Here is a 23,078-nt window from a genome sequence, read left to right as displayed (position 1 = left end):
TTTCAGGCAATGTGGACGTCTTTAAGGAAGCTGGCGATCCGCGAAGTCTTGTCCAGCGCAGCCAGTTCGTGCGGTGACGCGTCGCTGACGATCGTACCCGCTTCCATGAACACGATACGGTCTGAAATGCGGAACGCGAAGTTGATTTCGTGTGTGACGATGATCATGGTCATGCCTTCCCGGGCGAGTTCCTCGATTACCTTGAGCACCTCGGTGACCAGTTCGGGATCGAGCGCCGAGGTCGGTTCGTCGAACAATACGATCGACGGCTGCATCGCCAATGCTCGCGCAATCGCGACACGTTGCTGCTGGCCGCCGGAAAGCTGATGCGGATACTTCTGCGCATGCGCGGCCATGCCCACCTTCGCCAGCAACTGCATGCCGGCCTCTTCGAGCGCGGACCCGTTGCGGCGCCCGTGATAGCGGGGCGCCAGCGTTACATTCTGCAGCGCTGTCTGGTGTGGAAACAGGTTGAAGCTCTGAAACACCATGCCGATATCGAGGATGCCGCGCACGTACTGTGCGTGCGGCACCTTGCCATGCCTGCCGCGGGGCGGCCACAGGAATGCCTCGCCGTGCAGCCGGACTTCACCGTCGTCGAGCGTCTCCAGGCCGTTCAGCGTGCGTATCAGCGAGGTCTTGCCGGAGCCCGACGGGCCGATGATCGAGACCACTTCGCCGGAGTGCACCGTCAGGTCGATCCCTCCAAGCACTTCATGATTGCCGTAACGTTTGCGGATGCCGATAGCCTCCAGCGCGCGCGCCGTACCGCCGGCTCGCGCTGCACGCGTGACCTTCGCAGCCGCCGGCGTTGACGCGGGCCGCGGCACCTCAATGGCAACGGCGGCGATGCCAGCCTGCTTGCGGCGCGTGACGTCCAGATGTTTTTCCAGCAGCTTCAACACATGGCCGAACACGGTGACGATCAGCACATAGTAGAACGATACGGCCAGCATCGTCTCGAGCACCTTGAAGTTTTGCGTGTACAGACGCTCACCCACCAGCAGGATTTCCGCCAGCGAAATGACCGACACGAGCGACGTCAGCTTGACGATCGTAATGTACTCGTTGATGAGCGCAGGCAGCGCGACGCGAAACGCCTGCGGCAGCACGATCAGCCGTTGCAGTCCGACGAAGCGGATGCCGAGCGCTTTACCCGCTTCGAGCTGGCCTTTGTGAAGCGACAGCAGGCCACCGCGATGGATCTCGGCGATATAGGCCGCTTCGCTGATCGACAGCGCCAGCAGGCCGGCCCAGAACGGATCGGACAACAGGCCTCCGGTCCAGGGCAGGACCTGCGGCAGGTTATAGACGAAGATCAGCAGCACCAGCAGCGGCAGGCTGCGAAACAGCCAGATGTAGGTGCTGCACGCTACGCGTAGCGGCGTGAAGACGGACTGTTTGCCGAGTGCAAGCGCGAAGCCTGCCACAATGCCGATCAGCCAGGTCGCGGCACTCAGTTCGACTACGAGCCAGGTGGCCTTCCAGAAAGCGGCGTCAAACAGCAATGAAGCCGTGTAGTGCCAGTCGAATACCATGAGCTTCCCCCTACGGCGTGCAGCCACGAGGACACGGGCGAGTGCCCGGCCTCAGGCTGCGCGCGGTGTGCCGTTAGTTCTGTGCCGTACCGAGCGCCAGGGCAATGTCATTGCCGGTCGGCTCCGCGACGTTGTACTGCTTGAGTAGTGCCTGGTATTCACCCGCCTGCTTCATCGACGCAAACGCACTCTTCAGCTCGGCGAGCAGCGCGTCATTGCCTTTCTTGACGCCGAGACCGATGACGACCGGATAGAGCGGGGTGGTCGAGGTAATCGCCACGCGTCCGCCAAGCTTGTTGACGGTCATCTGCGCCACGGCCGAGTCTTCGAACTGCGCGTCGACCGCGTGCGCCAGCACGGCCTGGGCCGCTTCCGGCGAAGTCTCGAACTCGCGCACGTCGATTGCGCCGCGACCGGCAGGCGCACAGACCTGTTTCGACACGTCGTTGAGTTTCGGAATCCACGACGCGCCCTTGATCGAACTTACGCGCTTGCCGCAAAGATCTTCCGGCGTCTTCGGGGCGAAGCCGGAATGGCTCAACGCGAGCAGCGAGCCGCCGGTTTTCAGGTAAGGCACGAAATCGATCTGCTTCGCGCGTTCCGGCGTCACATAGAGTGCCGATGCAATCACGTCGAAGCGGTTCGCGTTGACGCCGAGGATCAGGTTGGCGAAGCGCGTGTCGACGAATCCGGGTTTTAGTTTCAGATGCTCCGCGAGCCTGCTCATGAACGCAGGGTCGAAGCCGCTCGGGGTGGCGCCTTCGAGGTAGTCGTACGGCGGATAGGTCAAATCGGCGCCGACGGTTAAGGCGCCAGAGGTGACCGTCGGGATGCCCGTGGCCGCGAAGACATGGGTGGCTGCGCAGACCGCCCCGGTAGCGGTAGCGAATTTCGCCAGTTTCAGCAGGGCGTTCAGCAAAGAATTGAGGCAAAGATGGGCTTTCATGGGCTCTCACTCGTCGGTGTGGTGACAATATACATTGTTCAACAATAAGAAAATAATTGTTGAACAATTAAAGTGCCACCAAGCAGAATGTATGCCAATGAGGTGTGCGAAAGCGGCGAGCGGGTGTGAAACGGCGGACGGACAATGGGTTGGCCGATGGCGAGGAGGGCGGCCGGAAAGCGCCGGTATCGGTGGACGGGGAAGCCGAAGCACCATTTCCGTGCCTCGGGAGAGACACGAAGAGGCAGGCGAAGCGGTTGTGAATCGAAATCGTGCGTGCGGTGACGGTTTCGCGCGACGCTGCAGGTTGGCGCGCGCCTGTTATGAAATCAGCTCGAGTGTCCTGATCGAATTGCTGATACCGCGGGCGCAGTCGATCACCGCTGGCGCGAGCCGCTCCTGCGCCTCGGCGAGCGTCCACCGGCTGGTGGGCGCCACGACGTGCACCGCCGCTACCGGCCTTCTCTGGCTATCGATTACCGGTGCTGCGATCGTCATATCGCCGATGAACAACTCTTCGCGATTCGTCGCATAGCCGTTGCGCTGTGCGTCGGCAAGGCGCTGCCCGATCTCCCCGATATCCGTCAGCGTGTGTGGCGTGTATCCGATCAGATCCATTTTCGCGAGCCGCTCGAGCGCCTCATCGCGCGGCAACGCGCTGAGGTAGGCACGGCCCGACCCGGTGCAGTACATCGGAATCCGGCTGCCGATCGGCATGTGGATTGGTACGAACTTCGTACATACAAAACGGGCTACGTAGACCATTTCGTCGTCGTCGGGCTCGGTCAGATTGGTGGTCTCGCCGGTGACGTTCGTCAGTTCAGAGAGGAACGGGTTGGCCACGTCGATCAACGTGTCGGCCGCCAGATAGTTGAAGCCGATCTGCATCGCGCGCAGCGTCAACTGATAGCGGCGGGTGAGCGGATGTTTGCGCACGTAGCCGAGCTTCTCGAGCGTATAGATCATGCGCTGGGCCGAACTCTTTGTTATGCCGGTGGCTTCGGCTACTTCTGCGAGCGTCATGGTGCGCCGTTTCGCGCTGAAGGCGCGCAACACGGCCAAGCCCTTTTCCAGCGACTGGTTGAACAGCAGGTCGACCTCTTTGTCCTCGTTCAGCTCGCTCATGTGCGCCTTTGATCCGTCTTGTTTTGCCAGGTTGGACACAGTCTATCGTATCGAATATCGATACACATAAATTTCTTTGCGATATTTTTGATTTGATTATCATGCTTCAAACACCGCGTATCGCTGTGGAAGAGTCGCAGTAGGTTCAAACCATCCCAATCTGGAGATCCGCATGATTCCGCTCGTCAAACGCCTCGCCGGTGCTGCAACCGGCCTTGCTATCGCTTTGTCCTGTGTAATTGCGGTGGCCGCCATTGCGGTGGCCGCCGAGCAGCCGGCTTACACGGTAGGCGCCACGGCAACCGGTGTGCCGTTCACCTTCCTCGACGTGAAGACCGGTTCGATTCAGGGCATGATGGTCGACGCCATCACGGCGGCGGGCAAGGAAGGCGGTTTCCAGGTCAGTGTCCAGCAAACGACGTTCTCCGCGCTGATTCCGTCGCTTACCACCAAAAAAATCGACATCATCTCTGCGGCAATGCTGAAGACGCCGGCGCGCCAGCAGGTCGTCGATTTCTCCGACACGGTCTACTCGTACGGCGAAGGGCTGATGGTCAAGGCAGACGATACCGGGCATTACACGTCGATGGACGACCTGAAGGGCGAAGTAGTGGGCGCTCAGGTCGGCACGGCATTCGTCGATGCCTTGAACAAGCGGGGCATCTTCAAGGAAGTGCGCACATACGACTCGGTGGCCGACATCATGCGCGACGTCGCGCTTGGCCGTATCAAGGCGGGATTCGGCGACCAGCCCATCATTGCGTATCAGCTCGAACACGGTGCCAATCCGCAGGTAAAACTCGTGAAGGAGTATCAACCGGATGTGAAAGGCCAGGTGTGTTTCGTAGTCCGTAAGGGTGACTCGGCGACGCTTGAAATGCTCAATCAGGCCATCAAGAAGATGAAGGCGGACGGTTCCCTGCAGCAGGTCCTGCAGAAATGGCATATGGAGTAACGCTGCGCATCGCTTCATCCAGCCTGGCCGTGTCCGTGCCGCGCGCATCTTCGGTGTAATTCGGGGAGAACCATGTTCCTGCAGAATGCGATCGAGTTCCTGCCAATCCTGCTGAAAGGCGCCATCGTCACGATCGAGATTACCGTTTGCTCGTTCGTATTGAGCTCGGTACTCGGTCTGGTGCTGGCGTTGCTGAAGGTATCGCGCAACCGGGCCGCATCGGTGTTCGCGACCACCGTGATCAACGTGATCCGCGGGCTGCCGATTATCGTCCAGTTGTTCTACATCTACTTCGTGCTGCCGGATATCGGCATTCAGCTCTCGGCATTTCAGGCCGGTGTTGCAGGGCTCGGTTTCGCCTACTCGGCCTATCAGGCCGAGAACTTCCGGGCAGGCATCGAAGCGATCGACCATGGGCAGATCGAGGCCGCGCAGTCGATCGGCATGCGCAGTGCGCTGATCATGCGGCGCGTGGTGTTGCCGCAGGCGTTTCGTATCGCGCTGCCGCCGTACTGCAACACGCTCGTGATGATGCTCAAGGACTCGTCGCTTGCCTCGACGATTACCGTCGCCGAAATGACCCGTCAGGGCCAGTTGATCGCCTCGTCGACATTCCAGAACATGACCGTGTTTACGCTGGTCGCGCTGCTCTATCTCGCACTCAGCTTGCCGTTGGTGTTTGGCCTGCACCGGCTTGAAAAGCGGCTTGGATTGAGGAAAAGCACATGATCGAGGTCACGGCGGTCCACAAGCGGTTTCACGATCAGCATGTGCTGAAGGGCGTGTCGCTCGGCGTGAAACAGGGACAGGTAGTGTGTCTGATCGGACCGTCTGGATCCGGGAAATCGACGCTGCTTCGCTGCATCAACGGCCTCGAAACGTATGACGACGGCTTGATCGAAATTGCCGGCGCGCGCGTCGATGCGCACGCGAAGAACATCCACGAACTGCGTACCCAGGTGGGGATGGTGTTTCAGCGCTTCAACCTGTTTCCGCATCGCACCGCGCTCGAAAACGTGATGGAGGGTCCGGTGTACGTCAAGAAGGTCGCGCCTGCTGTGGCGCGAAAGGAAGCGCGGCAACTGCTCGACAAAGTGGGGCTGTCGCATCGGATCAACGCTTATCCGGGGGAACTGTCGGGCGGTCAACAGCAGCGCGTGGCGATTGCGAGGGCGCTCGCGATGAAACCGCGGGCCATCCTGTTCGACGAGCCGACTTCGGCGCTCGATCCGGAACTGGTCGGCGAAGTGCTCAATGTGATGCGCACGCTCGCGCGCGACGGTATGACGATGATCGTCGTGACCCACGAGATGGGCTTTGCGCGCGAAGTGGCAGACCGGGTCTGCTTCCTGCACGGCGGCACGATCTGTGAGGAGGGCGCAGCGAGCGAGGTGCTTGAACGTCCGCAGCATCCGCGCACCCAGGATTTTCTGCGGCGTCTGCTGTCGCCTCATGACTCCGCTTCATCTTCTCCATCTTCCAGCACTCCGAAATGATTGCAGTCAACGCTGAGATGTCTTTGCCCGACTCGCTCTGGGCGGCCACCGCGACGCCCGCGACTGCCACTCCACCGCTAACTGAATCTGCAACTTTCGACGTGGCGATCATCGGGGCCGGCTATACGGGGCTTTCCACTGCATTACATCTTGCCGAGCGCGGTGTGCGCGCGTGTGTGCTCGATGCCGTGGAACCGGGGTGGGGCGCATCGGGCCGCAACGGCGGCCAGGTGATCCCGGGCCTTAAATACGACCCCGATGAACTCGTGCGGCGCTATGGCGAAACGGCAGGCAACGCGCTCGTCGAGATCGTGGGCGGCGCGGCCGATACGGTTTTCGATCTGATCCACAGGTATGGAATCGACTGCGCTGCGTTGCGCCACGGTTGGATTCAGCCTGCGCATTCAGCTGCGATGCTCGAGACGGTGGTGCGACGCGCGCGCCAGTGGGAGGCGCGCGGCGCGTCCGTGAGCGTGCTCGATGCAAAAGCCGTGTCGCAACGCGTTGGAACGGACGCATTCGTGGGTGGCTGGGTCGATCACCGCGCCGGCAGCATCCAGCCGCTCAGTTACGCGCGCGGCCTTGCACGGGCCGCGGTCGGGCTGGGGGTGACCGTGCATGGCGGTACGCTCGCGACTTCGCTGGTTCACGAGGGGAACATGTGGCGCGTCGCAACCGCACGCGGCCCGGTTGTGACGGCGAGCCGGGTCGTGCTGGCGACCAACGGTTATACGGGCCCGCTCTGGCCGAAACTGGAGCGAACGGTGATTGCTGCGAACAGCTTCATCGTGGCGACTCGGCCGCTCGCGCCCGCGGTGACGGATAGCATTCTGAGCGGCGGCGAAGTGGCATCCGATTCGCGCCGTCTGCTGCTCTATTTTCGCCGCGATTCGCAAGGCCGTTTACTGATGGGGGGCCGCGGGCCGTTTTCCGAACCGCGCAGCGCCAGCGACTGGTCACACCTCGAACGGTCTGTGCAACTGTTGTTTCCTCAGCTCAAGGGGATCGAATACGAATACCGCTGGGCGGGACGCATTGCCATTACCGCGGACTTTCTGCCGCACGTTCACGAACCGGCTCCGGGCCTCACGATTGCACTCGGCTACAACGGACGTGGCATCGCTATGGCGACGACACTGGGCAAGCACCTTGCCGCCCGCTTGTGCGGCGACGCGAGTACGGCGTTTCCATTTCCGGCTACTCCGATCCGGCCCGTTCCGTTGCATGGCTTGCAGCGTTTCTACATTGCTGCGGGAGTCGCCTGGTACCGCATGCTCGACGCGCTGTCCTGACTGCCGGCCGCACGATGCGTCGAGCGTTCGCTCATTGAAAACATTCATCAGACCAACTACAGTTATCCAGCAGTCTCCGACCGCACGCAGTCCTGGGAGCCGTAGCCGATGGAAAACCAGCACGAGAAATACGCGCGTCTCATCGCCAGTTGCCAGGCGCTCGAACCGATGCGCTGCGGCGTGGTTCATCCATGCGACGAGAGTGCGCTGCGCGGCGCCGTGGATGCCGCCAGGCAGCATCTGTTAGTCCCCACCCTGATTGGGCCGGAGCAAAAGATCCGTGCCGTTGCTGCCGCTTGCGAACTGGATATTTCGGGCTACTCGATTGTCGACGCCGAGCATAGCCACGCCTCCGCCGACACGGCAGTGCGCCTGGCACGCGAAGGAGCGGTCGACGCGCTCATGAAAGGCAGCCTGCATACGGATGAACTGATGGGCGCGGTGGTCAAGCGCGAGACCGGGTTACGTACCGAGCGGCGCATCAGTCATTGTTTCGTCATGGACGTGCCTGCGCTTAAGCAGCCGCTGATTGTGAGCGACGCTGCTGTGAACATTGTTCCGACCTTGCAGGACAAGGTGCATATCATTCAGAACGCGATCGATCTTGCCCATGCGCTCGGCGTCGGGTTGCCGAAAGTGGCGATACTTTCGGCCGTCGAAACGGTCAACCCGACTATGCCCACAACGGTTGAAGCTGGCGCACTGTGCAAGATGGCCGATCGCGGACAGATCACCGGCGCGCTGCTCGATGGGCCGCTTGCGCTCGATAACGCCATCGATCTGAATGCGGCGAAGATCAAGCACATCGACTCGCCGGTGGCGGGCCAGGCCGATATCCTGATCGTGCCGGATCTCGAAGCGGGCAACATGCTCGCCAAGAGCCTGACCTTCCTGGCCGGCGCCGATGCCGCGGGAATCGTGCTCGGTGCGCGGCTGCCCATCGTCCTCACCAGCCGGGCCGACTCGCTGACGGCGCGTCTTGCGTCCTGTGCGGTGGCGGCATTGTTTGCAAACTGGAGGCGGGCGCAACCCACCAAGGCGATCTTATGACGTACGCCGAACCTCTGTTGCACCACGGCTGAACCGAAGTCGGAGGTCGCCATGCAGTTCGTCAAGGCGCTGCTCGAACAGCAGCCGATGTTCGCATTGTTCCTCACCATCGCGATTGGCTACGTGGTGGGGGAAATCAGCATCAAGGGATTTTCTCTCGGCGTAGGGGCGGTTTTGTTCGTCGGGTTGGCGGTCGGCTGGTTTGCGCCGAAATCGGCACCTGCGGCAATGGTCGGTACGCTCGGCCTCGCGCTGTTTCTGTATGCGGTAGGAGCGCAGTACGGCAAGCAGTTTTTCCTCGGCTTCAGCAGCGCCTATGGACGCCGGGCGAATCTCATTGCGCTCGTCGGCGTGCTGCTATCCGGCGTCGTGAGTCTGGTCTGCATGAAAATCTATCAGCTCAATCCGGGTCACGCGTTAGGCCTGTTCGCCGGCTCAGGCACCAGCACGGCAACGCTGCAGGCGGCGCTCGCGGAGCTCGGTAACGACGATGCGGCGGTGGGCTATTCGGTCGCGTATCCGTTCGGCGTGGCGGGGCCGATTTTGTTGCTGTACATCACCTTCGCGCTGGTGAAGCCGAAGATTGCGGCGCCCTCGGCTGCCGGCATGGAAATACTCGAGGTCTCGCTGGATAACCCTCATTTTGCGGGGAAAACGCTGGCTGAGTTGATGAGCGGTCTGCCTGCGGATGTGCAGATCGTGGCGCGTCGCCGGGCGCATCACAACGAACCAGCCAGGCCCGACCTGGTGCTGGCGGAACATGACTTGCTGCTGATGGTCGGTCCGAACCGCGCCACGCTCGACCTCGCGGGAGAAAGCCTTGGCGAGGCGGAGCCAGGACGGATGGTCAAGGACCGCCAGCACCTCGATTACCTGCGGGTATTTGCATCGCGCCCGGCGGTGGTGGGCAGAGCCCTGGCCGAACTCGGCTTGCCGGGTGAAAACGCCGCGGTGATTGCGCATGTGCGGCGCGGCGATGCCGATATGCTGGCGCGCCCGGATCTCGTTCTCGAGTTCGGCGACCGCGTGGGTCTGCTCGCGAATCCCGCGGATTTCGCGGGGCTATGCAGGTTCTTCGGCAATTCGATCAAGGGAACCGCCGAATTCAGCTACATCTCAATCGGCTTGGGGATGGCGTTAGGTTTTCTGCTTGGTGCGATCAGTATCCCTCTACCTGGCATCGGCAAGATCGGCCTGGGATTATCAGGCGTACTGATCGTAGCGCTGATCCTCGGAAAATTACGTCGCACCGGTGGGCTGAACTGGACGATTCCGCTCTCGGCTAACCTTGTGCTGCGTAACCTGGGGCTGACGCTGTTTCTCGCCCAGGTCGGCATGGCATCGGGCCCGCGCTTTGCCTCGACGGTATCGCAGACGGGCTTGTTGATGCTCGGCCTCGGCGCGGTAGTACTGCTGGCGCTCGCTATCCCCGTCATCGTGCTGGGGCTGTTCGTTTGCCACATGTCGTTCGATCAGGTGGCGGGCATCGTCGCTGGGGCTTGCGGCAATCCGGCTATCCTTGCCTACGCGAGCAAGCTGGCGCCGACGGATGAGCCGGACATCGGCTATGCGATGATTTTTCCCGGCATGACCATCATCAAGATACTGTTCGTGGATATCGTGCCGGCACTGCTGCGTTGACCGTGATGAAGATCCGGCTTGCGCTCCCAGCGTAACTGGCCTGACCGAAGGTGTCCGAACTGTACCTGTCGTGCTCTTTTTGGAGCCCACAAAATAACGACCGGCCGACCATCCCGTTCAACCTGATCTAGCGGACCAACAGCAATGACCCGACTTCGTCTCACCTCCTGCGGCCACGAATTTATTGCCGAAACCAATCCGGATGCACCGCAAACGGTCGCCGCCTTCCTGAAGCTCTTGCCGTATCGCCAGAAAATCATCCACGTTCGCTGGAGCGGCGAGGGCTGCTGGGTGCCGCTCGGCGATTTCAAGCTCGAAAACGACGGCAAGGCCGTGGGCTTTGAAAATCACACGAGCCATCCGTCGGTCGGCGATATTCTGTTTTATCCCGGCGGCTACAGCGAAACCGAGATCATCCTCGCCTATGGCTCGTGCTGTTTTGCCAGCAAGATGGGACAACTGGCCGGCAACCATTTTCTGACCATCGTCGAAGGCAAGGAGCGTCTGCGTGAACTCGGCACCAAGGTGCTGTGGGAAGGCGCCCAGGACGTGGTGTTCGAGCTGGTCTAGTCAATCGTCTGAGGGAAGGCCGCGAGGCTTGGCGTCAGCCGGGCGTGATACGCTGGTACGGTAGGTGATCGAGCGAGCCCCGCTGGCAGGGGCGAGCGTTCATTTTTTCCCGTTCCCACGCGGCGGCAGGCCCTGATTCATGTCCGATACGCAAGTACGTCCACTCCGTGCGTTTGCCGAAAGCCTTCGTCTGGATCAGGTCAATCTGACCGAACGCTGGATGCGGGCTGTCTTCCATGACACCGAGCTGAGCGATGCCGACCGGCTGACGTATGAGCAGCTCTCCGATCATATCCCGGCCATTCTCGAGGAAATCTGCAGCGCGCTTGAAGATCAGGATCTCGACCAGGTCGAGCCGGCCATCGAGCGCAACGCACGCAAGCATGGCAAGCTGCGCTGGAAGCAGGGCTACCGGATCGACGAACTGGTGCGCGAACTCGACCTGTTCCGGCAGATGCTGGCCGGCCAGATTGTCCAGTTCAGCGAATCCCGGCCGTATTTCACGCGGCGTCACGAAGAGCGCGCGCGGCACTTTATCGATGAAGCTGTCAGTTTCGTTACGCTGACGTCGATTCGCGAGGTGGTAACCGAGCGCGACCGCAAGATCGACGATTACACCGGCCGGCTCGAACGCGCCAATCACGAACTCACCCTGAAGCAGAAACTGGTCGGCGATCTGTACGAGTCGCGCATGCAGATCACGCGCAGCGTCGTGCACGATCTGCGCAACTTCCTGAACGTCTTTTCGATGGCGCTGCAATTGATGTCGCGCGCACCCACCAAGGTCGAAGCGGCGTTGGCGCTCGCCAATCGCCAGGCGGTCGACATGAAGGTCCTCGTGGACGAACTGGTCGAGTATTCCGTTGTGCTTGGCGATACCAATCCGCTTGTCGTCGAGGCGTTCCCGCTGCGCGAACTGTTCGACGAACTGGTGGCATCGTGCGGTCCGGCGATCGAAGCGAAGGGCTTGCGTTTAAGCCCTATCTTCGATGCCGGCTTGAGCACGGTGGTGTCGAACCGGCTCAAGCTGAAACAGGTAGCGCTCAATCTGCTGACTAACGCGTCGAAATACACCAAGGTGGGTCAGGTCGAACTCGCGATGACGACTGATGGCGACGACCGGTGGCGTTTGCGGGTATCGGACACAGGAGTCGGGATCGGGGTGTCGGACCGCGAGCGCGTGTTCGAGGAATTCGAGCGCGCGACTGGGGACGATATTCCCGGTGCTGGGCTGGGGCTTGCGATTGTGCGGGAGTTGTCGCGAGTGCTTGGCGGGCAGATCCGCTTCGACTCCTATGAGGGTGAAGGGACGAGCTTTGAAATTACGTTTCCGCTGCGGCTGGAATCGCCGGACTGAGTACTACGTGTGCATTTGACGACGGACGCCCTACGCGTCTTTGCGTAGGGCGTCCGCGTTGCAACGCCAATGTCAATGTCGATATCGCGATCAGCTAAAGAGCTTCATCGCTTGCAGCAGCGTATTCACCACGCCCCATGCAAGGGGAATCAACACATATAGCCAGAACACACCGAGCTTGAGTGCGGAAGTAGGTTGGGCAGCTTGATTGGTGCTCATATCAGGTCTCCTTATTGTCCGCTCTTGAGTTGTGCGTCGCTCATGTGGTGCTTCTCGTCCACCCGCTTGACCAGCAGGTTACACACGAAGCCGACCACCAGCAGGACTGCCATGATGTGCACCGTCATCGTATAGGCGTCGGCCTTGGCCACGCCATGTGCTACTTCATAGGCACGGATGTAATTCACCAGCACAGGGCCTGCCACCCCTGCTGCTGCCCATGCGGTCAGCAAGCGGCCGTGAATACCGCCGACGAAAGCGGTGCCGAACATATCCGCGAGGTAAGCCGGCACAGTTGCGAAGCCGCCGCCGTACATCGAGAGAATCACGCAGTAGGCCAGCACGAACAATGCGATCTGCCCCGAGGCGGCAAATCCCGGCACGAGGTAATACAGCACGGCACCCAGCGCAAAAAAGATGAAGTACGTATTCTTGCGGCCGATCCAGTCGGATGCCGAGGCCCACACAAAGCGGCCGCCCATGTTGAAGAGCGACAGCAGTCCGACGAAGCCCGCTGCGGCCGCCGCCGTGACTGTGCTCTTGAAGCTCTCCTGAATCATCACCGACGCCTGGCCGAGAATGCCGATGCCGGCCGTCACGTTCAGAAACAGCACGAGCCAGATCAGATAGAACTGCGGGGTCTTCAACGCCTGATCGATATGCACGTGATTGCGCGAGATCATCTTGTTCTGGTTAGTGACGGGCGGTGTCCAGCCTGCCGGCTTCCAGTCGGGCGCAGGTACGCGAATCGCGAGCGCACCGATCGACATCGAAATGAAGTAGGCGATGCCCAGCACTACGAAGGTTTCCCAAACACCGTTACTGGTTGCGCTGTGGAAGTGGTTCATCAGCGCGACGGAGAGCGGTGCTGCAATCATCGCGCCGCCGCCGAAGCCCATGATGGCCATGCCGGTCGCCATGCCGCGACGGTCGGGAAACCAACGGATCAACGTGGAGACTGGCGATACATACCCGAGCCCCAGACCGATGCCGCCGATCACCCCATAGCCGAGGTACAGCAACACAATCTGATGCAGCCACACGCCAAGCGCCGATACCAGGAAGCCGCCGCCGAAGCAGCATGCCGCGGTGAACATCGTACGGCGCGGGCCGACCCGCTCGAGCCACTTGCCGCCAAACGCTGCCGACAAACCAAGGCACACGATTGCCAGCGAGAAAATCCAGCCGAGCGTGGTCAACGACCAGTCGTCCGGCGCGGATTGCGTGATGCCGATCACCTTGGTGAGCGGTCCGTTGAACACGGAGAACGCGTATGCCTGGCCGATGCACAGATGCACGGCGAGCGCCGCGGGCGGCACCATCCAGCGCGAGAAGCCTGGACCTGCAACGGTGGCCTGTTTGGAAAAGAAGGGTGCAGAGCCAGGGTTGTTGCGCGGCTCGGTAATACTGCTCATATTTGGGTCTCCGATTACGATTCTTACTTGTTATCGGCGCTCGCGGGCAATGCTTGAGCTTTAAGGCGCGGCATCGCACGGGAAAATGCGCCGTGCACATATGTTGTTCAATTTCATATTGATTCAACTTCTGCACGACGCCTGGGCCGTCAAGCAACGATAGGTCTCGCGGATCGCCTTGGCAATATGAGATGAGAATGCATAAGGAATACGCCTGGCATACGGGCGCAGGCGCGTCTCGCTCGCTTCGCTGTAAGGTAAAGAAAGCAAAATGCCACCCAGGGCGGCATTTTTTCGGGTCGATCGAACCGCGAAATAGCAGGACATTGACGGCGCGCCCGAGGACGGGGCGCCACTGCGGGGTTTTACTGCATCGTCGTTTTAAACAGTACGGCCGGTTTTCATCCGCGCCGCGACCAGCAGCGAGATCAGGCAACCGACGCCGAGATACGCCGCCACCGGATGCCAGGATCCGCCCGCGAGACTCACGAGGCCCACGGCGATAAACGGCGTGAACCCGCCGCCCACGACGCTCGCCACCTGGTAACCGACGCCGGCGCCGCTGTAACGGTACTCGGTGCCGAACAGTTCGGTGAACATGGGCTGCTGCACGCTAACAATCATGTCGTGTGCAACGTTGGCGAGCATCACCGCGAAGATCACGATCCATATCGTTGCGCGCGCATCGAGTGCGAGGAAGAACGGCACGGCACTCAGCATGCCGACCAGCGCGCCGACCATATAGACGCGGCGGCGGCCGAAGCGGTCGGCGGCGATTGCGAAGCAGGGAATCGTGAAGCAACTCAGCGCGCCCACCAGCAGGCCGATATTCAGGAAGAACGTACGCGGCATGCCGAGATTTGCGGTCGAATAGTTCAGCGCGAAGGCGGTCACGATGTACATCGTGAACAGTTCGGCAAGACGCAGCGCAATGATCAGCAGAAACGCCTTCGGATGCGTGAGCAACGCTTGGACGATCGGCAGACGCGCACGCTTCGCGCCTTTTTCGACCACCTTCTCGACGAACTCCTTCGACTCTTCCATGTTCGAGCGGATCCACAGCGCGATCAACACCAGCAGCACGCTGAACAGGAACGGCAGACGCCAGCCCCAGGCGAGGAAGGTGGCGTTGTCCATCGAATGGCTGATGATCGACACGAGGCCAGTGGAGAGCACGAGGCCGACGCCATAGCCGACCTGCACGCCGCTGCTGTAGAACGCCTTCTTTTTCTCAGGCGCGCTTTCGACGGCCATCAGCGCTGCGCCGCCCCATTCGCCGCCAACCGCGAAACCCTGGATGGCACGCAGCGTCACCAACAAAACCGGCGCCCACCAGCCTATGCTGAGAAACGACGGCAGCAGGCCGATTGCGGCAGTGGAGAGGCCCATCATCATGACGGTCAGCACCAGCATGCGTTTGCGGCCGAGACGGTCGCCGTAATGGCCGAAGATAAAGCCGCCGAGCGGCCGGAACAGGAAGCCGACGCCGAAGGTGGCGAAGGCCGCGAGTGTACCCATCGCCGGGCTGACGTGCGGAAAGAACTCGGTATTGAAGACGAGCGCGGCGACGATGCCGTACAGCAGGAAGTCGTACCAATCGACCACCGCGCCGATAAAGCTGCCCAGCGCGGCCCGGCGGGCGCGGCTGACGTTAGTGGCGGCGTCGCGTGGGGCCGCTGTCGATACTGCCGTGGTCATGAAGTGTCTCCTACCTGATATCGGAAGTGCAGGGGTGATCGGGAGGTGGCCAGGCTCTGTGACCAGGTACCGTTTGGTCCGCTGCAGGATTTCCGAAGCATAGAGAGACAGCACCTCTTCGACAATCGGCGTTTGAGGCATATTGCGCGATTGGCGGCCGAGTATGCGCGCATAGCGCGCGTTTTCCGCGTTAACACCAAGAGGGCGAGGAGGGCGGCCGGCGCATCCAGCCGTGTAGTGAGTCCATGCTTACCGCGCAAGCTGCGCGCTATTTGCGCGCGAATACGCCATTCAGCGACGGCCATGGTACCTTGATGTTACAGTAGCAGCGCATAATTGATTGATATACTACATACGGAATATTGATATTTGCGGCATTGCAGCATATGATTGAGTGATCTGCTCATTCAATCGTCTGGAGTTGCAAATGGATGTGGTGTCTTTGGCCTTGCTGGCCGTTGCTGTGGTTGGTTTGGGTTCGGCTGCCACCGTGCTGCTGACTCGCTGGATTCCGCAACCGGTTGCCGTACTCGCGTCGCAACATGGCCGCTTTGCGGGACTTGGCGAACAGGACAGCCCGGCCACACCCGCGCCGCCCTCGGGTGTTCGTGCCAGGACAAATGCGGGCGCCCACGCGGCTGCTCATGTTCAACAAGAGGCGATGAATGTCGTCAGAACTTCAAACTGAAGCAGTGGCCACTCCTTTGACACTGTCATTGCAGCCGATCGGCGTGAGCGCAAGCTTGCGCGATCAGGCCTATGCGATGCTGCGCCAGGCCATTGCCGACGCTGACATCTACCAGTCGCGCGACGAGATCCGTCTTGACGAACGCGTGCTGAGCGAATCGCTAGGCGTCAGCCGCACGCCGGTACGCGAAGCGATGACGCTGCTCGAACAGGAAGGCTTTCTGCGCATGGTGCCGCGGCGCGGCATCTATATTGTGCGCAAGAGCAAGCGCGAAATCGTCGAGATGATCCAGATGTGGGCGGCCCTTGAAAGCATGGCAGCGCGGCTCGCCACGCTGCATGCCACAGACGAGGAAATCGCCACGCTGCGCCACATGTTCGACAATTTCAAGGACACGACGCCGGCGGAGCATATTGCCGAATACTCGGACGCGAACATTGCCTTCCACCAGGCAATTGTCGAGTTGTCGAAGTCGCAGATCATCCTCGATACGATCAAGAACATCTTCATCCATGTGCGGGCTATCCGTCGCATGACGATTTCGCAGAGCGACCGCGCGTCGCGTTCTATCGTCGATCATCTGCGTATCATCGAGGCGCTCGAGAAGCGCGATACCGAGTTAGCTGAGCGACTTGCGCGGCAGCACTCGCTCGATCTCGCTGCATTTGTCGAAGCGAATTGCGACTTTCTGGATTGAGCGGTTAATGGCTGGTGTTTGCCCGCGCTCGCTTCGCCGCGCTTTGCTTCGTCTCGTCTCTATCTCTCCCGTCTGACCTTCAGCCTTCCTCAGTATTTTCCCTTGCCCCGGAACGGTGAATAGCCCGCTTTTTGCGGCGAAAGCCGCTCCAGGTAAGCCTCCCGCGCTCGAATCTCACGTCAATCATCAGGTCGAAATTGGTCTTGCCTGAACGTGATATATCACATACCGTATTGAACAGGCAGCTGACGCTTACGAAGTGCCGACAAGGAGACGACCATGTCTGCAGTTGCTTCATCCCTCAGTACCGCTAAGGGCAGCACGACGGCCGATGACACGCTCAAGCAGAAGACCCGCGACGCCGGTGTCGTCTCGGGCGGCCATCTGGTCGCCAAGGCGCTGAAGAACGAAGGGGTCGACACGATCTTCACGCTATGCGGCGGCCACATCATCGATATCTACGATGGTTGTGTCGACGAGGGAATTCGCATCATCGACGTGCGTCACGAACAGGTTGCGGCGCACGCCGCCGATGGTTATGCGCGGCAGACCGGCAAGCTCGGATGCGTGGTGACGACCGCAGGGCCGGGCTGCATGAATGCGGTGACCGGCATCGCTACGGCGTTCCGTTCGGAGAGCCCGGTCCTCCATATCGGCGGCCAGGGTGCGCTCTCGCAGCACAAGATGGGTTCGCTGCAGGATCTGCCCCACGTCGACATCATGGCGCCGATTACTAAGTTTTCCGCCAGCGTGCCGAGCACGGAGCGGGTCGCGGACATGGTTTCGATGGCTGTGCGCGAATGCTTCAATGGCGCGCCGGGTCCCGCGTACCTGGAAATTCCCCGCGACGTGCTCGACCGCGAAGTCGAGCTGACGCGCGCCGTAGTGCCGCTGCCGGGCCATTACCGGGCGTCGACGAAGTCGATCGGCGACCCGCGCGACATCGAGAAACTGGCTGACATTCTCGTCAATTCCGAGCGTCCCGCGATCCTTTACGGTCAGCAGGTGTGGACCGCGCGCGGCCACAAAGAGGCGGTGGCGCTGTTGCGCGGACTCGATATTCCGGGCTACTTCAACGGCGCCAGTCGTGGCCTGCTGCCGCCGGGCGATCCGCATCACTTCGATCGAACGCGCTCGCAGGCTTTTGCAAACGCAGATGTGCTGATCGTCGTTGGGACTCCTTTTGATTTCCGCATGGGCTATGGCAAACGCATCAGCAAAGAGTTGACGCTGGTGCAGATCGATATGGACTACCGCACAGTGGGCAAGAACCGCGATATCGATCTCGGTCTCGTCGGGGATCCAGGCGCGATTCTCGCCGCAGTGTTGCAGGCGGCAAGCGGTCGTCTTAAAGACGACAAGCGCCAGGCGCGCCGTAAATGGATGGCGCAACTGCAGGACGCCGAAGTCACCGCGACGGAAAAGCTGATGCCGCTTTTCAGGTCCGCCAACACGCCCATTCATCCCTATCGCGTCGCTTACGAACTCAACGAATTTCTCGCGGATGACACGGTTTATATCGGCGACGGCGGCGATGTTGTCACCATCTCGGCGCAAGCAGTGCGCCCGCGCCGTCCGGGGCAATGGATGGATCCTGGCGCACTCGGCTCGCTCGGTGTCGGCACGGGCTTCGCACTGGCCGCGAAGCTCGCTCATCCACACAAGGAAGTGCTCTGCTACTACGGCGACGGTTCGTTTGGCATGACCGCGTTCGATATGGAAACGGCCAATCGCTTTGGCGCGCCGTACCTCGCCGTGATCGGCAATAACTCTGCGATGAACCAGATCCGTTACGGCCAGCTTGCGAAGTACGGCGAGGAGCGCGGCAACGTCGGCAATCTGCTGGGGGACGTGCCGTTCAGCAAGTTTGCCGAAATGCTGGGTGGCTACGGCGAAGAAGTGCGCGATCCGGCGGCTATCGCAGGGGCGTTGCAACGCGCGCGTGAGGCGATTCATCGCACCGGACGCTCGGCGGTGGTGAACATCTGGGTCGATCCGCGCGAGTACGCGCCGGGTACGAAGAACCAGACCATGTACAAGTAAAAACGACGGAAATATTGGAGATACGACATGGGTAAAGCACTCGACGGTGTGCGCATCCTCGATTTCACACACGTGCAATCGGGCCCGACCTGCACGCAACTGCTCGCCTGGTTCGGCGCGGATGTGATCAAGGTGGAGCGGGCCGGTGCCGGCGATATCACGCGCGAGCAGTTGCGCGATGTTCCGGAGGCGGACAGCCTCTACTTCACGATGCTCAATCACAACAAGCGCTCGGTCACGATCGATACGAAGAACCCCGAAGGCAAGTTGGTGCTCGAAGCGCTGATCCAGAAATGCGACGTGCTGGTCGAGAACTTCGCCCCGGGCGCGCTCGACCGGATGGGCTTCACCTGGGAGCGCGTCCAGGAACTCAACCCGCGCATGATCGTGGCGTCCGTGAAGGGCTTCGGCCCCGGACCCTATGAGGACTGCAAGGTCTACGAAAACGTCGCGCAGTGCGCGGGCGGCGCGGCGTCGACCACAGGGTTCGACGACGGCCCGCCGGTCGTGACCGGTGCGCAGATCGGCGATAGCGGCACGGGTCTCCATCTCGCGCTTGGCATCGTCACTGCGCTATACCAGCGCACGCAGACGGGACGTGGCCAGAAGGTGCTTGCCGCCATGCAGGACGGCGTGCTGAACCTGTGCCGCGTGAAGTTGCGCGACCAGCAGCGGCTCGATCGCACCGGTGTGATGAAGGAATACCCGCAGTATCCGAACGGCACGTTCGGCGAAGCGGTGCCGCGTGCCGGTAATGCATCGGGTGGCGGCCAGCCTGGCTGGATCCTGAAGTGCAAGGGCTGGGAGTCGGACCCGAACGCCTATATCTACTTCATCGCGCAGGCGCCCGTTTGGGCGAAGATCTGCAATGTGATCGGCAAGGAAGAGTGGACCACGGATCCCGACTACGCGACGCCTGCCGCACGCTTGCCGCGGCTGAAGGAAATCTTCGCGGAGATCGAGCGCTGGACCATGACCCGGACCAAGTTCGAGGCCATGCAGATTCTCAACGAATACGATATCCCGTGCGGCCCGATCCTCTCCATGAAGGAGCTTGCGGAAGAACCTTCGTTGCGCAAGACCGGCACGATCGTTGAAGTGGATCACCCAGTGCGTGGCAAATATCTGACGGTTGGCAATCCTATCAAACTGTCCGATAGTCCGACGGATGTAACGCGTTCGCCGTTACTGGGCGAACACACCGACGAGGTGATGGCCGAACTCGGCTATTCGCCTGAACAGATCGGCGCTTTGCGCGCGGCTGGTGCGATCTGAACGAGGAGCAGGCTGTGGATACGTGGATGCGCTTTATGTCGGGCGACGGCGAGATTGTGTTCGGCCGAGTCGAAGGTGGTTACCTGCACGAGTATCAAAGTCTGGATCGGCGTGTGCCTACCGGCGAGGTGTTGTCGACGCGGGCGTTGACGCCGCTTGCACCCTGCGCGCCAGGAAAGATCGTCGCGCTATGGAACAACTATCACGCGCTCGCGGCGAAACTCGATAAACCGGTACCCGCGCATCCGCTGTTTTTGCTGAAGTCTGCGAGTTCGGTGGTCGGCGCCGGCCATGCAATACGGCGGCCGGTGAGCTACGCGGGCAAGATCGTCTACGAGGGAGAACTCGGCATCGTGATCGGACGTCGTTGCCGTGACTCGAGTCTCGAGGAGGCCGAGGCGGCGATCCTGGGCTACACGATCGTCAATGACGTGACAGCAGCCGACCTGCTCGGCGAGAACCCGCATTTTCCGCAGTGGTGCCGCGCAAAGGGCTTCGATACGTTTTGCTGCATCGGACCGGCCATCGTCTCCGGTTTCGACTGGCGGGCGGGTAGCGTGGTAACGACGCTTGATGGTGTGGAGCGGCAGAACTATCCGTTGGCCGACATGGTGTTCTCTCCTGCTGAGCAGGTGAGTCTGATCTCGCAGGATCTCACGCTGGAACCTGGCGACGTGATCGCTTGCGGCACCTCGCTTGGCGTGGGTTCGATCAAGGACGGCGCAACCGTGGCGGTGACGATTGCGGGCATCGGCACATTGAGCAATACGTTAGTCGGGACGCAGGACGCCGCTGCCGCCATGGTAGCGGGCGCAGCGAACGCCGCCTGAAAGCGGTCGCAGCACAGCACGCATGAGGGGGAAGCGAATGCCGGATTTACTTACCCGCAGGCCGCACTTCGCTGCAGTGCTTGGCACCGCAACGGGGCTCGCGGCGATGGCAGGAGGATTCGCACGCTATCTCTGCGCGACGTCCTGCGAAAACCTCATGCGCATCGTGTTGTACATCGCTGTGTTTGCCGGAGCATTAATCTTTGCCGGATCGGCGGTTTTGTGGCTGGCCTTGCGCGGCAGGTTCGCCGCACGCATGGCGGTGCATCCGGGCGGCGGCGTGGTCAATCTGACGGCACTCCTGCTCTCGGTGTGGATGGGTTATGGCTTCGTCACCGAGCACGCGCCGACGTTCGGCGTCGCCGTGTTGCTGGCGGAGAGTCTGCTCGCGGCCGCTTTGGGCGCGCATCTGATGGTGAGCGGCGGCGTCGGATCTGGCCGTTACGGGCTTGACGGCCGTTTCGATGAGCGCTCGCCGGTGCGTTGTGGGGTCGTGCAGCGTCGCATCGCGCTCGCAGTAACGGACGGTTTCGAATGGCCCGACGAGCAGATGCCGGCTCTTCTGGACGATGATTTCGCGCGGAAGTGGTCGCTGGTGGATGGAATACGCAATGTGCCTGGCCCCAGGCGTTTCGATGCCCGCCGGCCGGGACGCCGCGCCCGTGACGTTCTCGCGTGGAGTGCTCGGGGCAAGTGTCGCCGGCGTTGTTGCTACCGGGAAGGAGATCGCGCGATCCGTGCGACATCTCGAGAGTAGTGGCATGGCCGGCCGCAAAGCCGGCCGCCAGGATGTGTGAATGCGCCGCGGGAAGGTAGTCGAAGCATTAGAAGCTGCTGTCGCCGAACGGTGCGAACTGGCAGTAGTACTGGGTCTTCTTGCGCAGAATCAGTTGGGCAAGGAACTCAGCGTCGTAAGCCTTGTGAAGATGGGCGTGGTGCCGGTTGATATAAGCGGTGATACGTGCCACTTCACTTTCGAATTCATGAAGCGCATCGAGCGTGTCGCGGTCCCAGCGGAACCTCAGGCCAAGGTCGCTGAAGGCAGCGTTGTAGGCGCTCAGATGTGCATCATCGGGACTGTCCGGGGCAACGCGGGCGGTACGCGTGCTGGCATGCGATACGAACGAAGCGTGACTCATGATCGGACTCCTATGCAAATGAGTGTGGTGATTCGACTCAAGCATAGGAGCGACGGTGGATTCGCAATAGTTAAAGTTTTATTGGAAGTCCATAGCCTATTGTTTATGCACGCTCAATTCCTTCACGCGCGTGATCGTCTCGATGAGTGCGGCGCCTTCCTCCATCAGGAAGCGTTTGAAAGCGACGGCAACGGGCGGCAGGCGCTTGTTGCGCCGATGCACGACGTACCAGTTGAGCATGACCGGAAAGGTCTCGACGTCGAGCACCACGAGGTGGCCCACCTGCAGTTCGAGGCTGATCGTGTGTGCGGACAGGAAGGCAATGCCCATGCCGGCAATCACGGCTTGCTTGATGGTCTCGGTGCTCTTGATCTCCATGGCGATCTTGAGGTTGGTGAGACGGCCGGCAAAACCTTCTTCCATGGAATTCCACGTATCCGAACCGCGCTCGCGAACGATAAACGCTTCGTTCGCCAACTGACTCAACTTGATGTTGCGCTTGTGGGCGAGCGGATGGTTCGGCGCAGCGACGATCACGTACGGGTGCGGCGCAAACGGTTCGTTGGTGGCGTCCATCTCATGCGGCGGACGCACCATGATCGCGAGGTCGGTCTGATTAGTGGACAGTTGATGCAGCAATTCCTCGCGGTTATGCACTGCCAGATTGAGCACGACGCCGGCGTAGCGGCGCGTGAATTCGGCGAGCAACCGTGGGAAGAAGTAGTCGCCCGCGCTGATGACCGCGACATTCAGCTTGCCCCCCGAGACGCCCTTCAACTGGCTCATCGCTTCATCCACTTCGTGAAACTGCTGGATGATCGCGCGGCTGTAATGGAGCATCTCAGTACCGGCAGGCGTCAGGTAGATCTTCTTGCCGAGCTGCTCGAAGAGCGGCAGCCCCGCATGCTCTTCAAGTTGACGCACCTGAGTGGAGACCGCGGGTTGAGTCAGATGCAGTTCTTCCGCCGCGCGCGAAAAGCTCAGATGACGTGCGACCGTTTCGAAGACCTTCAATTGCCGGAGTGTCGCATTTCTCATCGTCGTGGCCGATGTATAAGCGAATATGAATCGACATACTAACAAACTTTAATTATCCGTAATTCA

22 protein-coding genes are annotated in these 23,078 nt (G+C 61.0%); 14 read left to right on the top strand and 8 right to left on the bottom strand.

Annotated elements, in window-relative coordinates; genetic code table 11:
- Window positions 1-2 precede the first annotated feature (2 nt).
- From BUS06_RS36775 to BUS06_RS36765, 3 genes are all read right to left on the bottom strand, one after another.
- Complete coding sequence (locus tag BUS06_RS36775) at window positions 3-1,538, bottom strand: amino acid ABC transporter permease/ATP-binding protein (protein ID WP_074269142.1); 1,536 nt, start codon at window positions 1,536-1,538, stop codon at window positions 3-5.
- Window positions 1,539-1,611: 73 nt separating this feature from the next.
- Window positions 1,612-2,484, bottom strand: coding sequence for an ABC transporter substrate-binding protein (locus BUS06_RS36770; RefSeq protein WP_074269141.1), 873 nt, complete (start codon window positions 2,482-2,484; stop codon window positions 1,612-1,614).
- A gap of 321 nt (window positions 2,485-2,805) precedes the next feature.
- Window positions 2,806-3,609 (bottom strand): IclR family transcriptional regulator, encoded by an 804-nt coding sequence (locus tag BUS06_RS36765; RefSeq protein WP_074269140.1) that lies wholly within the window; start codon window positions 3,607-3,609, stop codon window positions 2,806-2,808.
- A gap of 172 nt (window positions 3,610-3,781) precedes the next feature.
- Between BUS06_RS36765 and BUS06_RS36760 the strand changes: the two genes are divergently transcribed.
- The 8 genes from BUS06_RS36760 to BUS06_RS36725 all read left to right on the top strand — a co-directional run bounded on the left by BUS06_RS36760 (window position 3,782) and on the right by BUS06_RS36725 (window position 11,970).
- Window positions 3,782-4,564 carry an ABC transporter substrate-binding protein gene (locus BUS06_RS36760; RefSeq protein ID WP_074269139.1) on the top strand — a complete coding sequence of 261 codons (783 nt, stop codon included), beginning with the start codon at window positions 3,782-3,784 and terminating at the stop codon, window positions 4,562-4,564.
- A 72-nt stretch (window positions 4,565-4,636) separates the two neighbouring features.
- A complete protein-coding gene (locus BUS06_RS36755) occupies window positions 4,637-5,293 on the top strand; it encodes an amino acid ABC transporter permease (RefSeq protein ID WP_074269138.1) in 657 nt (218 codons plus the stop codon).
- Complete coding sequence (locus tag BUS06_RS36750; protein ID WP_074269137.1) at window positions 5,290-6,060, top strand: amino acid ABC transporter ATP-binding protein; 771 nt, start codon at window positions 5,290-5,292, stop codon at window positions 6,058-6,060. Before BUS06_RS36755 ends, BUS06_RS36750 begins: the two co-directional genes overlap by 4 nt.
- A complete protein-coding gene (locus BUS06_RS36745; protein ID WP_074269136.1) occupies window positions 6,057-7,352 on the top strand; it encodes an NAD(P)/FAD-dependent oxidoreductase in 1,296 nt (431 codons plus the stop codon). Before BUS06_RS36750 ends, BUS06_RS36745 begins: the two co-directional genes overlap by 4 nt.
- 108 nt (window positions 7,353-7,460) lie before the next feature.
- Complete coding sequence (locus tag BUS06_RS36740; protein ID WP_074269135.1) at window positions 7,461-8,402, top strand: bifunctional enoyl-CoA hydratase/phosphate acetyltransferase; 942 nt, start codon at window positions 7,461-7,463, stop codon at window positions 8,400-8,402.
- A gap of 51 nt (window positions 8,403-8,453) precedes the next feature.
- The gene (locus BUS06_RS36735; protein WP_074269134.1) at window positions 8,454-10,043 is read left to right on the top strand and encodes an aspartate:alanine exchanger family transporter; all 1,590 of its coding nucleotides are present in this window, start codon (window positions 8,454-8,456) and stop codon (window positions 10,041-10,043) included.
- 144 nt (window positions 10,044-10,187) lie between these two features.
- The gene (locus tag BUS06_RS36730; protein WP_074269133.1) at window positions 10,188-10,613 is read left to right on the top strand and encodes a DUF3830 family protein; all 426 of its coding nucleotides are present in this window, start codon (window positions 10,188-10,190) and stop codon (window positions 10,611-10,613) included.
- A 139-nt stretch (window positions 10,614-10,752) separates the two neighbouring features.
- On the top strand, window positions 10,753-11,970 hold the full coding sequence (locus BUS06_RS36725) for a sensor histidine kinase (protein ID WP_074269132.1): 1,218 nt from the start codon (window positions 10,753-10,755) through the stop codon (window positions 11,968-11,970).
- Window positions 11,971-12,060: 90 nt separating this feature from the next.
- On the opposite strand, the gene BUS06_RS36720 is transcribed toward BUS06_RS36725, so the two are convergent.
- The 3 genes from BUS06_RS36720 to shiA all read right to left on the bottom strand — a co-directional run bounded on the left by BUS06_RS36720 (window position 12,061) and on the right by shiA (window position 15,302).
- Complete coding sequence (locus BUS06_RS36720; protein WP_074269131.1) at window positions 12,061-12,189, bottom strand: MFS transporter small subunit; 129 nt, start codon at window positions 12,187-12,189, stop codon at window positions 12,061-12,063.
- An 11-nt stretch (window positions 12,190-12,200) separates the two neighbouring features.
- The gene (locus BUS06_RS36715; RefSeq protein WP_074269130.1) at window positions 12,201-13,604 is read right to left on the bottom strand and encodes an L-lactate MFS transporter; all 1,404 of its coding nucleotides are present in this window, start codon (window positions 13,602-13,604) and stop codon (window positions 12,201-12,203) included.
- A 381-nt stretch (window positions 13,605-13,985) separates the two neighbouring features.
- Window positions 13,986-15,302 (bottom strand): shikimate transporter, encoded by a 1,317-nt coding sequence (gene shiA / locus BUS06_RS36710; protein ID WP_074269129.1) that lies wholly within the window; start codon window positions 15,300-15,302, stop codon window positions 13,986-13,988.
- A 427-nt stretch (window positions 15,303-15,729) separates the two neighbouring features.
- Here shiA and BUS06_RS36705 point away from each other — a divergent pair, with 427 nt between their 5' ends.
- The 6 genes from BUS06_RS36705 to BUS06_RS36680 all read left to right on the top strand — a co-directional run bounded on the left by BUS06_RS36705 (window position 15,730) and on the right by BUS06_RS36680 (window position 21,592).
- Window positions 15,730-15,990 carry a hypothetical protein gene (locus BUS06_RS36705; protein WP_074269128.1) on the top strand — a complete coding sequence of 87 codons (261 nt, stop codon included), beginning with the start codon at window positions 15,730-15,732 and terminating at the stop codon, window positions 15,988-15,990.
- Entirely contained in the window at window positions 15,968-16,687 is a 720-nt protein-coding gene (locus BUS06_RS36700) for a GntR family transcriptional regulator (RefSeq protein ID WP_074269127.1), read from the top strand. The genes BUS06_RS36705 and BUS06_RS36700 overlap by 23 nt, the downstream gene beginning before the upstream one ends.
- A 279-nt stretch (window positions 16,688-16,966) precedes the next feature.
- The gene (locus BUS06_RS36695; RefSeq protein WP_074269126.1) at window positions 16,967-18,730 is read left to right on the top strand and encodes a thiamine pyrophosphate-binding protein; all 1,764 of its coding nucleotides are present in this window, start codon (window positions 16,967-16,969) and stop codon (window positions 18,728-18,730) included.
- 27 nt (window positions 18,731-18,757) lie between these two features.
- Entirely contained in the window at window positions 18,758-20,005 is a 1,248-nt protein-coding gene (gene frc, locus BUS06_RS36690; RefSeq protein ID WP_074269125.1) for a formyl-CoA transferase, read from the top strand.
- A 14-nt stretch (window positions 20,006-20,019) separates the two neighbouring features.
- Entirely contained in the window at window positions 20,020-20,835 is an 816-nt protein-coding gene (locus tag BUS06_RS36685) for a fumarylacetoacetate hydrolase family protein (RefSeq protein ID WP_074269124.1), read from the top strand.
- Window positions 20,836-20,872: 37 nt separating this feature from the next.
- On the top strand, window positions 20,873-21,592 hold the full coding sequence (locus BUS06_RS36680) for an NAD(P)(+) transhydrogenase (Re/Si-specific) subunit beta (RefSeq protein ID WP_074269123.1): 720 nt from the start codon (window positions 20,873-20,875) through the stop codon (window positions 21,590-21,592).
- A gap of 67 nt (window positions 21,593-21,659) precedes the next feature.
- On the opposite strand, the gene BUS06_RS36675 is transcribed toward BUS06_RS36680, so the two are convergent.
- Complete coding sequence (locus tag BUS06_RS36675; protein WP_074269122.1) at window positions 21,660-21,974, bottom strand: HAD family hydrolase; 315 nt, start codon at window positions 21,972-21,974, stop codon at window positions 21,660-21,662.
- Window positions 21,975-22,070: 96 nt separating this feature from the next.
- Entirely contained in the window at window positions 22,071-23,012 is a 942-nt protein-coding gene (locus BUS06_RS36670) for a LysR family transcriptional regulator (RefSeq protein WP_074269121.1), read from the bottom strand.
- Window positions 23,013-23,078: the final 66 nt, after the last annotated feature.

Source organism: Paraburkholderia phenazinium (assembly GCF_900141745.1).
Taxonomy (GTDB): Bacteria; Pseudomonadota; Gammaproteobacteria; order Burkholderiales; family Burkholderiaceae; genus Paraburkholderia; species Paraburkholderia phenazinium_B.
The sequence above is the reverse complement of the archived record's forward strand: the minus strand, read 5'-3'. Positions and strand labels throughout refer to the sequence as shown.